A 14,002-nucleotide genomic window follows, 5' to 3' on the forward strand; every position below is an offset into this window, starting at 1 on the left:
CATGGACCAGGGCCCGGACACCACCAGACACGTCGAGTACCTCAAACGTCTCACCGCCGATCTACGGCGCACCCGGCGGCGGCTGTCGGAACTGGAGGGCCGGTTGTCCGAACCGGTCGCTGTGGTGGGCATGGCGTGCCGGTATCCAGGCGGGGTGGATTCGCCAGAAGCATTGTGGGACATGCTGATCGACGGTCGCGACGCCGTCTCGGACTTCCCGACGGATCGGGGCTGGGATATCGACGGCATGTACGACCCGGATCCCGACGCACCCGGCAAGACCTACACCCGACGCGGCAACTTCCTGCGGGATGCCGGCGATTTCGACGCCGGTTTCTTCGGCATCGGCCCCAACGAATCGCTGGCGATGGACCCTCAGCAGCGCGTGATGCTGGAAGTTTCCTGGGAAGCGTTGGAGCGCACCGGGATCGATCCGGGCACCTTGCGGGGCTCGGCGACCGGCGTGTTCGCCGGGGTAATTCACGCCGGCTACGGCGGTGAGGTCAAAGGGGAGTTGGAGGGCTACGGACTCACCGGTTCGACGCCGAGCGTGACTTCGGGCCGGGTGGCGTATGTCCTGGGCCTGGAGGGCCCCGCGGTGTCGCTGGATACGGCGTGCTCTTCGTCACTGGTGGCACTGCACCTGGCGGTGCAGTCGTTGCGTCACGGCGAGTGCGACCTGGCGCTGGTCGGCGGGGTCACCGTGATGGCCACACCGGCGGCGTTCGTGGAGTTCAGCCGCCAGCGGGCGCTTGCCGCCGACGGGCGGTGTAAGGCGTACGCGGGTGCCGCTGACGGCACGTCATGGTCCGAGGGTGCCGGGGTGCTCGTGGTCGAACGACTGGCCGACGCAGAGCGGTTGGGGCATCCGGTGTTGGCGGTGGTGCGGGGTTCGGCGGTCAACCAGGACGGCGCGTCGAACGGCCTGACCGCACCCAACGGTCCCGCACAGCAGCGGGTGATCCGGGCGGCCCTGGCCAGTGCGGGTCTGACCCCGGCTGATGTGGATGCGGTCGAAGGTCATGGGACGGGCACCCGGCTGGGCGATCCGATTGAGGCGCAGGCGATCCTGGCGACCTATGGGCGCGACCGCGCCGAGCCGCTGTGGCTGGGGTCGATCAAGTCCAATATCGGCCACACTTCCGCGGCGGCGGGTGCGGCGGGGTTGATCAAGATGGTCCTGGCCATGCAGCATGGCGTGCTGCCCAAGACGCTGCATGTCGATGTGCCCACCCCGCACGTGGATTGGTCGGCGGGCGCGGTGTCGCTCCTGACCGAACCGCGGCCCTGGCCCGAGCCGGGCCGCCCGCGCCGGGCGGGTGTGTCGGCGTTCGGGATCAGCGGCACCAACGCGCACGTGATCATCGAACAAGGTCCACCCGCGGAAAATGTTGCACCGCAGCCTTTTACCGGCGCCGTCCCGTGGGTGTTGTCGGCGCGTTCGGCTGCCGCGCTGGCGAACCAGGCGGGACGCCTGCTGGCCCGGTTGAACGCGGACGCCGGTGTGCGGCCGCTGGATGTCGGTTGGTCGCTGGCCAGCACCCGGTCGGTGTTCGAGCACCGCGCCGTGGTGGTGGCCGCCGATCGTCGGCGTTTTCAGGATGCGCTGCAGATGCTGGCGGCCGGCGAACCGGCGACCGGTGTGGCGGCCGGGCGCACCCGGGCGCTGGGCAAGACGGTGTTCGTATTCCCCGGCCAAGGTGCGCAGTACCTGGGTATGGGGCGCGACCTTTATCGGCGATTCCCGTTGTTCGCCAACGCATTCGACGAGGCCGCCGGTGCACTGGATCGGCACCTGCGCAAGCCGCTGCGGCAGGTGGCCTTCGGCACCGACGCGGCGTTGCTGGAGAGCACCGAGTTTGCCCAGCCGGCGCTGTTCGCCGTCGAAGTGGCGTTGGCCGCGTTGTTGCAGTCCTGGGGTGTAGTTCCCGACCTGGTGCTCGGCCATTCGGTAGGCGAGATCGCCGCGGCCCAGGTGGCCGGGGTGCTGTCGCTGGACGACGCGGCCCGCCTGGTCGCTGCCCGCGGCCGGTTGATGGCAGGGTTGCCGGCCGGTGGGGTGATGGTTTCGGTCACGGTGGGCGAGGCGGAGGCAGCTGCGTTGCTCGGCGACGAGGTGAGCATCGCTGCCGTGAACGCCGCTGGTTCCGTGGTGCTTTCCGGAGCGCAGCAGGCGGTGGCCGCGGCGGTCGATCGGCTGGCCGGCCGGCGGGTGCGCCGGTTGGCGGTGTCGCACGCCTTCCACTCGGCCCTGATGGAGCCGATGATCCCGGAGTTTCGCGAGCTTCTCGCCGACGTGACCGCCAGTGAACCGCGAATCAGGTTGGTGTCCAATGTCACCGGGCAACTTGCCGGCGCCGGCTACGGTTCGCCGTCCTACTGGGCTGACCATGTGCGTAAGCCGGTGCGCTTTGCCGACAGTGTGCAATGCGCCGAATCGTTGGGGGCCGGGGTGTTCCTCGAGGTTGGCCCTAACGGCGGATTGGCGGCCCTGATCGAGCAGTCCGTCGCGGGACCGTCGGTGGCGACGGCGATGCTGACCAAGGGTCGCCCCGAAGTCGAATCGCTGTACGGCGCGCTTGCGGAGTTGTTCACTTCGGGCCTGCGGTTGGACTGGCGCGAGACGTTCGCGGGATCGGACGCACAGATCGTGGCATTGCCCACGTACGCCTTTGACCGCAAGCATTTCTGGTTGACCGACCTGGGCGTGGGACCCACATCGTTGCGCGCCGCCGGGCTGTCCGGTATCGGCCACCCACTGCTGGGTGCGGCGGTGCAGCGAGCCGATGGCGGCGGCGTGATTTTGACCGGTTGGCTCTCGACCGCTACCCAGGGCTGGCTGTCCGATCATGTGGTCAGCGGGGTTGCGCTGTTTCCGGGAGCCGGTTTCGCGGAGTTGGTGCTGCGCGCCGGCGACCAGGTGGGTGCACCGGTGATCGAGGAATTGACGCTGCTGGCGCCGATGGCGTTGCCGGCGACGGGTGGGTTGCGGATACAGGTGCTGCTCGGCGCCGCCGACGATTCCGGGCGGCACAGCGTCTGGGTCTATTCCGCTGCGGGAGAGAGTGATTCGTGGGTGCTGCACGCCGAGGGGACGTTGCGGGCGGGTGGCATCCGAAGTGGCGCCGATTTGTCGTCGTGGCCGCCGGTCGGGGCCGCGGCGGTGGATGTGTCGGCGGTCTACGAGCAGTTGGCCGGGCGGGGCTACCGATACGGGCCGGCGTTTCAGGGCGTGCGGTCGGCGTGGCGGCGAGGGCGCGAGGTGTACGCCGAGTTGGCGGCGCCCCACGGCGTGAGCGTGGCAGGGTTCGGAATCCATCCGGCCCTGCTGGATGCCGCCCTGCACACCTGGATCTTGATTGCGGGCGACGGCCCCTTGGCCCTGCCGTTCTCGTGGCAGGGCGTGTCGTTGGACGCCACGGGTGCCACCCGGCTGCGGGTTCGGATAGCGCCCACCGGCGGCGGCTCGGTGTCGGTGGAGCTCGCGGATTCGTCGGGATTGCCGGTCCTGTCGGTGCGGGAATTGGTGGTGCGCCCGGTATCCGCGCAGGCGCTGTCGGCGGCGATCTCGTCGGGCGCGGCTTCGGCGAGCGGGTTGCTCGAGGTGGTGTGGTCGCCGTCGGAACGCGACGTCGTTGCCGCTCCCGCCGATCTGACCGTATGGGAGTCGGATCCGGTGACCGTGTCGGCTGCCGTCCACCAGGCTTTGGAAGCGGTGCAGAAACACCTGACTGGCGACGGACCGGGCCAGCTGGCCGCGGTGACTCGCGGAGCGGTGTCGGCGGGTGGGGAGGACATCGTCGACCTGGCCGGTGCCGCGGTTTGGGGGTTGGTGCGGTCCGCGCAGGCCGAGCATCCGGGCCGATTGGTGCTGGTGGACACCGATGGCTCGGTGGCGATCGAGGACGCGTTGCGTTGTGCGGAGCCGCAATTGGCGGTTCGGTCGGGTGTGGTTTACGGCCCCAGGCTGGTCCGGGCCGACGAATCGTCGGTGCTGACGTTGCCGGATGGCTTGTGGCGGTTGGGTGTCGGCGACGGCGGCACCCTCGACGACGTCGCCGCATTGCACAGTGAGCCGCTCGATTTGGGGTCCGGACAGGTGCGCGTCGCCGTCTGTGCGGTGGGCGTGAACTTCCGGGATGTACTGGTGGCACTGGGCATGTATCCCGGCGGCGGTCAGCTGGGTGCCGAGGGCGCCGGAGTCGTCGTCGAGGTCGGTCCCGGGGTGACCGGATTGTCCGTCGGCGACACGGTGTTGGGCCTGTTGGGTGTGGTGTCGCCCGAAGCCGTGGTTGATCAACGGATGGTGGTCGCGGTTCCGGCCGGCTGGTCGATGGACACGGCCGCCGGGGTTCCGGTGGTGTTCCTGACGGCCCTGTATGGTTTGCGCGAGTTGGCCGGGCTCAAGGCCGGTGAGCGGGTGTTGGTGCATGCGGCCACGGGCGGGGTCGGCATGGCTGCCGTGCAGCTGGCCCGGCACTGGGGCTGCGAGGTGTTCGTCACAGCCAGTCGCGGCAAGTGGGATGTGTTGCGCACGTTGGATTTCGACGACGCTCACATCGGCGATTCCCGATCCCTGGAGTTCGAGACGCGGTTCGCGGCCGCCACCGGCGGGACGGGGATGGATGTCGTGCTCAACTCGCTGGCGGGCGAATTCACCGACGCGTCGCTGCGGCTGATGGCGCCGGGCGGGCGATTCATCGAGATGGGCAAGACCGATATCCGCGAACCTGAATCCGTCGCCGCCCGGTACGGAGGCGTCGCCTACCGAGCGTTCGACCTGATGGAGGCGGGACCCGACCGCATCGCCGCGATGCTTGCCGACTTGCTGGACCTGCTGCACGCCGGCGCGGTGAAACCCTTGCCGGTCAGAGCGTTTGACGTTCGCAGCGCCCGGCAGGCTTACCGCTTCGTCAGCCAGGCTCGTCATGTCGGCAAGGTGGTGCTCACCCTGCCCTCCGGCCCGGACGGCCCAGCCGGGGCGCAGTCCCCGTTGGCCGGTGGCAGCGTGCTGATCACCGGCGGCACCGGGATGGCCGGTGCGGCGGTGGCCCGCCACCTGGTGGCCCACTACGGCGTCGCCCACCTGGTCTTGGTCAGCCGCTCGGGTGGACAGGCCGCGGGGGCGGCTGATCTGACGGCGGAAATCGAGCAGGCCGGAGCGCGAGTTACTCTCGCGCAGTGCGATATCGCCGACCGTGCCGAAGCGGCTACGCTCCTGGCACGGATACCAGCCGAGTTCCCCCTCAAAGGGGTTTTCCATGCCGCCGGAATCCTCGACGACACGGTGATCACATCGTTGACCCCGCAGCGGCTGGACGAGGTGCTGCGGGTCAAGGTCGACGGGGCGTGGAACCTGCACGAGTTGACCAGCGGGACGAATCCCGCTGTGTTCGTGATGTTCTCGTCGCTGGCCGGAATCGCGGGCAGCCCCGGTCAGGGCAACTATGCCGCCGCCAACGCCTTCCTGGACGCCCTGGCCGGTTATCGCCGCCAGCAGGGCCTGAGCGGCCTGTCGATCGCCTGGGGTCTGTGGGAGCAGGAAAGCGCGATGACCCGCCACCTCGGCGGCCGCGACCTGGCCCGGATGAAGCAGGTCGGATTATCGCCGCTGCCCACTGGGCAGGCACTGGATCTGCTTGATGCCGCCCTCCTTGCCGACCGGCCCGTGGCCGTCGCGGCGAGGCTGGACACCACTGCACTGACCGCTGACACCGACTTACCGCCGCTATGGCGCGAATTGGCCACCCGCCGTACCCGCCGCGTCATCGAGACCACTGACCGCGCAGTGGCCACGACAGGCCTCATAACACGTCTGTACGCGCTGCAGCCGGAGCAGCGGCAGCGGGAACTCACCGAGCTGATATCCGGCAGCGCCGCCACCGTGTTGGGGCACTCCACCGCCGTGGACATCGAGCCGGACAAGGCTTTTCAAGAGCTCGGCTTCGACTCCCTGACCGCAGTCGAACTGCGCAACCGGCTCAAAACCGCCACCGGACTGACACTTTCGCCGACCCTGATCTTCGACTACCCGACACCGGCTGCGCTGGCCGAACACCTCGCCAGTGAACTCGACTCCAACGCGCCACCGGCGGCAGAGCAGTTCGCGAAGCCGGACCGCGTCGAGGACCTCACCCGCGAACTGGACCTGCTCATCCATCGACCGGACTGGACGGCCGAGGAGAAGAACCAGCTCACCGACCGGCTGCGCGCCCTGATCGACGACCTCGGACCATGAGCGCGACGTGAAAGCCGTGCGGCGAAAAGACATCGCGATCATCGGGCTGGCTTGCCGGTTTCCCGGCGCAGCCGACCCGCGCGCGTTCTGGCAGTTGCTGCAGGATGGCCGTGAGATCGTCGGCGCACTGGCCGACGCTGCCGATTTCGACGCCGGCTTCTTCAACGTCTCACCGCGTGAGGCTGCCGCGATGGACCCGCGGCAGCGGCTGGCTTTGGAACTGACCTGGGAACTCTGCGAAGATGCCTACCTTGTCCCGAAAGATATCCGCGGGCAACCGATCGCGGTTTACCTCGGAGCGATGAACGACGACTACGCATTGCTGACGACGCGCCACGGCCTCGATCAGGTCGGCCACCACGCCTTCAGTGGGCTGAGCCGGGGCATGATCGCCAACCGGGTTTCGTTCTGCTTCGACTTGCGGGGTCCCAGCCTGACGGTCGATTCCGGGCAGTCGTCCTCGTTGGTCGCGGTGCACCTGGCCGCCGAGGCGCTCCGGGCCGGAACGGCCTCGATGGCGGTAGCCGGCGGCGTCCAGCTCAATTTGGCGGCCGAAATCGAGTCTCTGGAAATGGAATTCGGCGCTCTCTCGCCGTCGGGCCACACCTACGCGTTCGACGCGCGTGCGGATGGTTATGTGCGAAGTGACGGTGCCGCCTTGGTCCTGCTCAAACCTCTCGGCGCTGCCCTGGACGACGGAAACCGGGTCCACGCAATCATTTCCGGCAGCGCTGTCGGGAACGCGGGCGGTGAGACCCCGGGCCTCACGGTCCCGTCGGCGACTGCGCAGGCCGACGTAATACGGCTGGCGCTGGCCGATGCGGGGCTGGACCCCGCGCAGGTCGACTATGTGGAGGCGCACGGGACCGGCACCCGGGTCGGGGACCCCATCGAGGTCAGTGCCTTGGCCGAAGTGTTCGGTCCGCGGCGCCGCCCGCTGACCATCGGGTCGGTCAAGACCAATGTCGGGCATACCGGCGCCGCGTCGGGTATCACCGGTCTGCTCAAAACGGTGCTCGCCGTGGCGAATACGGCGCTGCCGGCGAGCCTGAACTTCGACGAACCCGCCGGTGATGTCGCCGGAGCCGGACTGCGGGTCAACACCGCGTTGGCGCCCTGGACCGATGATGAGCGGGTGGCCGGGGTGTCATCTTTCGGTATGGGCGGCACCAACGCACACGTGATCGTCGAACCGGCGCCGAAAGCCAAAGTGGTTGCCGCCGAATCAGATACCGGGGTGATGGTGCCGTGGGTAGTGTCCGCCCGGTCAGCGGAGGCGTTGAGCGGGCAGGCACGCCGGCTGGCCGAGGAGGCTATGACGCTCGGAATTGCTGATACGGGTTGGTCGTTGGCCACCACGCGCACGGTGTTCGAGCACCGGGCGGTGATCGTGGCCGCCGACCGTAAGCGCATTACGGACGGTCTGGCCGGACTGGTAGACGGGGCGCCGGGGGCTGGGGTAGTGGCCGGCCAGGCCCGATCGCTGGGCAAGACGGTGTTCGTGTTTCCCGGGCAGGGGTCGCAGTACCTGGGCATGGGCCGCGGGCTCTACCAACGCTTTCCGGCGTTCGCGGCGGCCTTCGACCGGGCTGCCGACGAACTCGACCTGCATCTGAGATCGCCGCTGCGGCAGGTTATCTGGGGCAGTGACGGGGCGGCGTTGGAGAGCACCGAGTTCGCTCAGCCGGCCCTGTTCGCGGTGCAGGTCGGCTTGGCGGAACTGCTGTGCCGCTGGGGCGTCACAGCTGATTTCGTGATGGGGCACTCGGTAGGGGAGATCACCGCGGCCCACGCGGCGGGAGTGTTGTCGCTCGCGGATGCCGCGCGGTTGGTGGTCCAGCGGGGCAAGCTGATGGCGGCATTACCGGCCGGCGGTGCGATGGTCGCCGTCGCCGCGAGCGAAGCGGAGGTGACGCCGCTGATGAGCGCGCAGGTCAGCCTGGCAGCGGTCAATGCGTCCGACTCGGTAGTGTTGTCCGGACCGCAGCACGCGGTCGGTGCGGTGGCCAAGCAATTGGCCGAACAGGGACGGCGGGTACGCCGGTTGGCCGTGTCTCACGCGTTCCACTCGGCCCTGATGGAGCCGATGGTCGACGAATTCTCCCGGCGACTCGCAGACCTGCAGGTGCATCGCCCGCGGACCCCGTTGGTGTCCAATGTCACCGGGGAGCTGGCCGGCGCGGATTACGGCTCGGCCCGGTACTGGGCCGAGCACATCCGCAACCCGGTGCGGTTCAGCGACGGCGTGTCGACCGTGGTGGGCCTTGGCGCCAAGGCGTTCATCGAGGTGGGTCCGGGCGCCGGATTGACCGCGGAGCAAGAGGTTTCGGTTGCGACGCTGACGGCCGGCGTTCCCGAAGTCGACGCGGTGCTGACCGCGGCGGCGCGACTGTTCACCGCGGGTGTGGAAGTCGACTGGGCGGCCACTTTCGACGGGCTGAGTTGTCGGCGCGTAGACCTACCCACGTATGCTTTTGCCCGGCAAAGGTTTTGGCTGACGGCCGGTGACAGCGTGGTCGAGCATCCCGTCGAGCCCGTGGCCGCACGGTTGCAACATCTCGATCCCGCCCAGTGGCGTCGTCAGCTGATCGCCCTGGTGTGTGGGCACGCCGCTGCGGTCCTGGGTCACGGCAGTGGCCGCGACGTGGATCCCGAGCGGCCCTTTCAGGACCTCGGGTTCACCTCGATGGGCGGTGTCGAGCTGCGCAACCGGCTCAGGGCGGAGAGTGCGCTGAGCGGATTGTCGCTACCGCGCACACTGATTTTCGACTATCCGACTCCAACGGCGCTGGCCGACCATCTCTGCGATCAGCTGAGCGACCATTATGATAATCGGCCCGAAAACGAAAGAATTTGGTCGGAGCTGCGCAATATACCCATCGCGGAACTGCGCAGGACCGGACTACTCGAGAAACTATTGTTGTTGGCGGGGCGAACGGATAGGGCCACGTCAGAACACTCAATGAGCGACAACGACATCGATTCGCTGAGTCCCGACGATTTAATTGCGATGACTTTAGACGGCGATGGAGACAATGGCTGATCACCCCGAATCCCGGCCAAATAAGACAGGTGTTGAATAGCGGTCGTTTTTGCGATGCAGTCGAACGCCCATTAAACTCCCCGATTTGGGGAGTCTGATCGGGGCGGACTGGCCGGCGACTAACTGAATGAGGCAGGTGCATGAGCGTCATCGCAGGTGTATCTGGTGCATTGCCACCACACCGATACAGCCAGAGTGAGATCACCGATTTGTTCGTCGAGTTCCCCGGTCTCAAGGAGCACGAGGAAATCGTCCGGAAGCTGCACAAGTCAGCGAAGGTGAACGGGCGGCACTTCGTGTTGCCGCTGGATCAGTACCCGGCGCTCACCGACTTCGGTGACGCCAACGAGATCTTCATCGACAAGGCTGTCGACCTCGGAATCGAAGCGCTGATGGGGGCGCTCAACGAGGCGGGACTGCAGCCAGACGACATCGACCTGATCATCACCACGACGGTTACCGGCGTGGCGGTTCCGTCGCTGGATGCCCGGATTGCCGGCAGGCTTGGCCTGCGGCCCGACGTGCGGCGGATGCCACTGTTCGGGTTGGGCTGTGTGGCCGGGGCGGCCGGTGTGGGCCGGTTGCACGACTATCTGCGTGGCGCACCCGACGACGTGGCCGTGCTGATTTCGGTCGAGCTGTGCTCGCTGACCTATCCGGCGATCAAGCCGACCGTATCCGGGTTGATCGGGTCGGCGCTGTTCGGCGACGGCGCCGCCGCGGTGGTAGCCGTCGGTGACCGGCGAGCCGAACAGCTGCAGATCAGCGGACCCAGGATCGTCGACTCGCGCAGCCGCCTCTACCCCGAGTCGCTGCACATCATGGGCTGGGACGTCAGTTCGGCCGGTCTGCGGCTGCGGCTCTCACCCGACTTGACGGACCTGATCGAGCAGTACCTGGCCGCGGACGTCGAAGGCTTCCTCGCCACGCATGATCTGACCAAGGACGACATCGCGGCCTGGGTCAGCCACCCCGGCGGGCCCAAGGTGATCAATGCGATCACCGACACCCTGCAGTTGCCGCCCGAGGCGCTGGAGCTGACGTGGCGCTCGCTCGGCGACATCGGCAACCTGTCGTCGTCGTCGGTGCTGCACATCCTGCGCGACACCATCGAGAAGCGACCGCCCAGCGGTAGCCAGGGGCTGATGCTGGCGATGGGGCCCGGCTTCTGCTCTGAACTCGTACTGTTGCGCTGGCACTAGCTTTTCGCCTGGATCGTCAGGCCCGGACGGGGACTCAGCGCGTGGGTTTCATTCCAGCGCCTCCGACAACTCCAGCCATCGAGCCTCCATCTCGGCGACCTCGTCTTCGAGGGAGCGCAGCTCCTGCGTCAGTCGGGTGACGCCGACATGGTCGGACTGATCGTGCTCGGCCAGCTCGGAGTGCTTGGCGGCGATACGGTCGGCGAGGCGGGCCAACTGGCGGTCGACTGCCGCCAATTCCTTCTCGGCAGCCCGCCGCTGGGCGCCCGACATCGTCTGCGAGGCCGGCGCGGCGGACGGCCGGTCAGCGGGTTTGGCGGACGCAGCGGCTACGAGCTGCAGGTACTCGTCGATGCCGCCCGGCAGGTGTCGCAATCGACCGTCCAGGATCGCGTACTGCTGATCGGTGACGCGTTCGAGCAGGTAGCGGTCGTGGGAGACGACGATCAACGTGCCCGCCCAGGAGTCGAGCAGGTCTTCGGTCGCGGTCAGCATGTCGGTGTCCACGTCGTTGGTGGGCTCGTCGAGCAGCAACACGTTCGGCTCGGCCAGCAGGGTCAGCATGAGTTGCAGGCGCCTGCGCTGGCCGCCGGACAGCTCGCCGATACGCGCCGAGAGTTGTCCACGGGCAAACCCGAGGCGCTCGAGCAGCTGGGCGGGAGTCATCTCGCGACCTTCGACTTCGTAGCCGCTCTGCAGACGGCCCAGCACATCGGCGATCCGCTCGCTGGCCAGCGCTTTCAGCTCGTCGCCTTGCTGGTCGAGTACCGCGAGTTGGACCGTCTTGCCACGCTTGACCCGCCCGGTATCCGGCTGGACCGTTCCGGCCAGCAATCCCAGCAGGGTGGATTTCCCCGCACCGTTGGCCCCGACGATTCCGGTGCGCTCCCCGGGCGCGATGCGCCACTCGACGTCCCGCAGCACCGGACGTCCGTCGAACGACACCGACACGCCGAGCAGGTCGATGACGTCTTTTCCCAGCCGGGCGGTGGCCAGCTTGGCCAATTCGACGGTGTTGCGCAGCGGCGGTACGTCGGCGATCAGCTGGTTGGCGGCCTCGATCCGGAATTTGGGTTTCGACGTCCGCGCCGGGGCGCCGCGACGCAACCAGGCCAGTTCCTTGCGCATCAGGTTTTGTCGCTTGGCCTCCGAGGCGGCCGCCTGCCGGTCCCGCTCGACCCGCTGCAGGACATACGCGGCGTACCCGCCCTCGAACGGTTCGACGACGCCGTCGTGCACCTCCCAAGTGGTGGTGGCGACTTCGTCGAGAAACCAGCGGTCGTGGGTGACCACCAGTAGACCGCCGCTGTTGCGCGCCCAGCGTTGTTTGAGGTGGCCGGCCAGCCAGGTGATGCCCTCGATGTCGAGGTGGTTGGTGGGCTCGTCGAGGGCGATCACGTCCCATTCGCCGATGAGCAGTTGCGCCAGCTGGACCCGTCGACGTTGTCCACCGCTGAGCGTGGAAACCCTTGCTCGCCAATCGATGTCGGAGACCAACCCACTCACCACGTCGCGGATGCGGGCGTCGCCGGCCCATTGATGTTCGGGTTGGTCGCCAACCAGCTCGGCGCCGACCGTGCTATCGGGGCGCAAGGTGTCGGCCTGGCTGAGGGCACTCACCCGCAACCCGGTTCGAAGTGTCACCCGACCGGTGTCGGGCGTCAATCGGCCGGTGAGCAGGCCGAGCAGGCTGGACTTGCCGTCGCCGTTGCGCCCCACGATGCCGATACGGGCGCCGTCGTTCACCCCCAGGGTGATCGACTCGAATATCACCTGGTTCGGATACGCCAGGTGGACCGCCTCGGCCCCGAGTAGGTGCGCCACCCGCACGACGGTAGTAGGTGGAGCAGGCGGGGTGGATCCACGGATAGAGCGGACGACCGTGCCAAGAGTCGGAATCGGTGGGTGATGCCCCCCGGACTTCGGGTGCGTATCGTCGGCGGCTGCGGTACAATCGAACATGTGTTCGAGCCGCTGAATGTACAACCACCCGATACCGAAGATCGGGCCGTGTTGTGGGCGTGGCTCGATGACATGGACAAGCTGCGGCGTCGCGTGTTGCGGACCCCAACCGCGGAGTCGGCGGGCTGGATGGAGGCGGTACGCGCGGGGGCGCGGTTGGAGAACCAGGCCGCCGCCGCGCAGTTGAAAGCCATCGGTGAGTTGTTCGCGTATCGGTTGACCCAGAGCGCTGAGACCGCGGACTGGGCAATCGACACGATGGAAGCGGTGGCCGCCGAAGTGGCCGCGGGGTTGCGGATCAGCCAGCGCCGCGCGCAGACCAAACTGCGCTGGGCGCGCGCACTGCGCGAGCGGGTGCCGAAAGTAGGGGCACTGTTTGCGGCCGGGGAGATCGATTTCTGCGCGTTCGCCACCGTGGTGTCACGCACCGAGCTGATCACCGATCCCGAGGTGCTGGCCCGCGTCGATGGGCTGGTCGCAGCCAACCTGACCCGCTGGCCGTCGCTGACCGCGGGCCGGCTGGCCGGCAAAGTGGATTCCCTGGTGGCCCAGGCGGACCGGGATGCGGTGCGCCGGCGGCAGGAGCGCCACGTCCAGCGGGAGGTCAGCTTCAGCGATGATCATGAGGGCATCACCTACCTCGAGGGCGGGCTGTTCACCCCCGATGCCCGCGCGCTGCAGGCGCGACTGTCCGCGCTGGCGGCGACGGTGTGCCCGCACGACCCACGCAGTATGGACGAGCGCCGTGCCGATGCCCTGGGTGCTCTGGCCGCCGGTGCGGATCGGCTGGGATGCCGCTGCGCGCGCGAGGATTGCGCCGCGCAGGACCGTAAACCCTCCCCGGCGGTGGTTATTCACGTCATCGCCGAGCGCGCCACCCTGACCGGCGCCGGCAGCACCCCGGCGTCGCTGGTGGAGGCCGGCGCGCTGATCACCCCCGAGGTGCTGGCCGAACTGGCGCTAACCGCCAAGCAGGTACCGCTGATCCATCCCGGCTGCCGTCCCCCCGAACCCGGCTACCGCCCTTCCCAACAGCTGGCCGATTTCGTGCGGTGCCGGGACTTGACGTGCCGCTGGCCGGGCTGCGACGTGCCGGCCACCCGCTGCGACGTGGACCACACCATCCCGTATGCCCAGGGTGGACCCACCCACGCCGGGAACCTCAAATGTTATTGCCGCACACATCATTTGGTGAAATCCTTCTGGGGCTGGCGGGAGAAACAACTCGCCGACGGCACCCTGATCCTGACCTCCCCGGCCGGCGAGACTCACGTCACCACGCCGGGCAGCGCCCTGCTGTTCCCCAGCCTGTGCGCCGCCGTCGGCGGCATGCCAAGCCCCGAAACCGACACCCCACCGGCCGACTACTGCGCCGAGCGCACCGCCATGATGCCCAGGCGCCGCCGCACCCGCGCCCAAGACCGCGCCACCCGCATCGCCACCGAACGCCGCCACAACCGCCAAGCCCGCACCGCCGGCGATGCCGCCTACCTCAGCCACGGCGGCCTCAGCCACGGCGGCCCCGCCCCACCCGACGACGAACCACCACCCTTTTAA

4 protein-coding genes and 1 pseudogene are annotated in these 14,002 nt (G+C 68.2%); 4 read left to right on the forward strand and 1 reads right to left on the reverse strand.

Features of this window, described 5'->3' with window-relative positions; genetic code table 11:
• Window position 1: 1 nt before the first annotated feature.
• The 3 genes and pseudogenes from MKCMC460_RS14200 to MKCMC460_RS14210 form a co-directional block, all read left to right on the forward strand.
• Window positions 2-6,229, forward strand: a pseudogene (locus MKCMC460_RS14200) (SDR family NAD(P)-dependent oxidoreductase); the annotation flags it as partial.
• A gap of 25 nt (window positions 6,230-6,254) precedes the next feature.
• The gene (locus MKCMC460_RS14205) at window positions 6,255-9,281 is read left to right on the forward strand and encodes a type I polyketide synthase (protein ID WP_236984164.1); all 3,027 of its coding nucleotides are present in this window, start codon (window positions 6,255-6,257) and stop codon (window positions 9,279-9,281) included.
• Window positions 9,282-9,421: 140 nt separating this feature from the next.
• A complete protein-coding gene (locus MKCMC460_RS14210) occupies window positions 9,422-10,483 on the forward strand; it encodes a type III polyketide synthase (RefSeq protein ID WP_236975103.1) in 1,062 nt (353 codons plus the stop codon).
• Between the two features lie 48 nt (window positions 10,484-10,531).
• Here MKCMC460_RS14210 and MKCMC460_RS14215 read toward each other — a convergent pair whose 3' ends face one another.
• A complete protein-coding gene (locus MKCMC460_RS14215) occupies window positions 10,532-12,307 on the reverse strand; it encodes an ABC-F family ATP-binding cassette domain-containing protein (protein ID WP_238305908.1) in 1,776 nt (591 codons plus the stop codon).
• Window positions 12,308-12,517: 210 nt separating this feature from the next.
• Here MKCMC460_RS14215 and MKCMC460_RS14220 point away from each other — a divergent pair, with 210 nt between their 5' ends.
• On the forward strand, window positions 12,518-14,002 hold the full coding sequence (locus MKCMC460_RS14220) for an HNH endonuclease signature motif containing protein (RefSeq protein WP_236984162.1): 1,485 nt from the start codon (window positions 12,518-12,520) through the stop codon (window positions 14,000-14,002).

This window comes from Mycobacterium sp. 20KCMC460, from assembly GCF_022179425.1.
GTDB classification, from domain to species: domain Bacteria; phylum Actinomycetota; class Actinomycetes; order Mycobacteriales; family Mycobacteriaceae; genus Mycobacterium; species Mycobacterium kiyosense.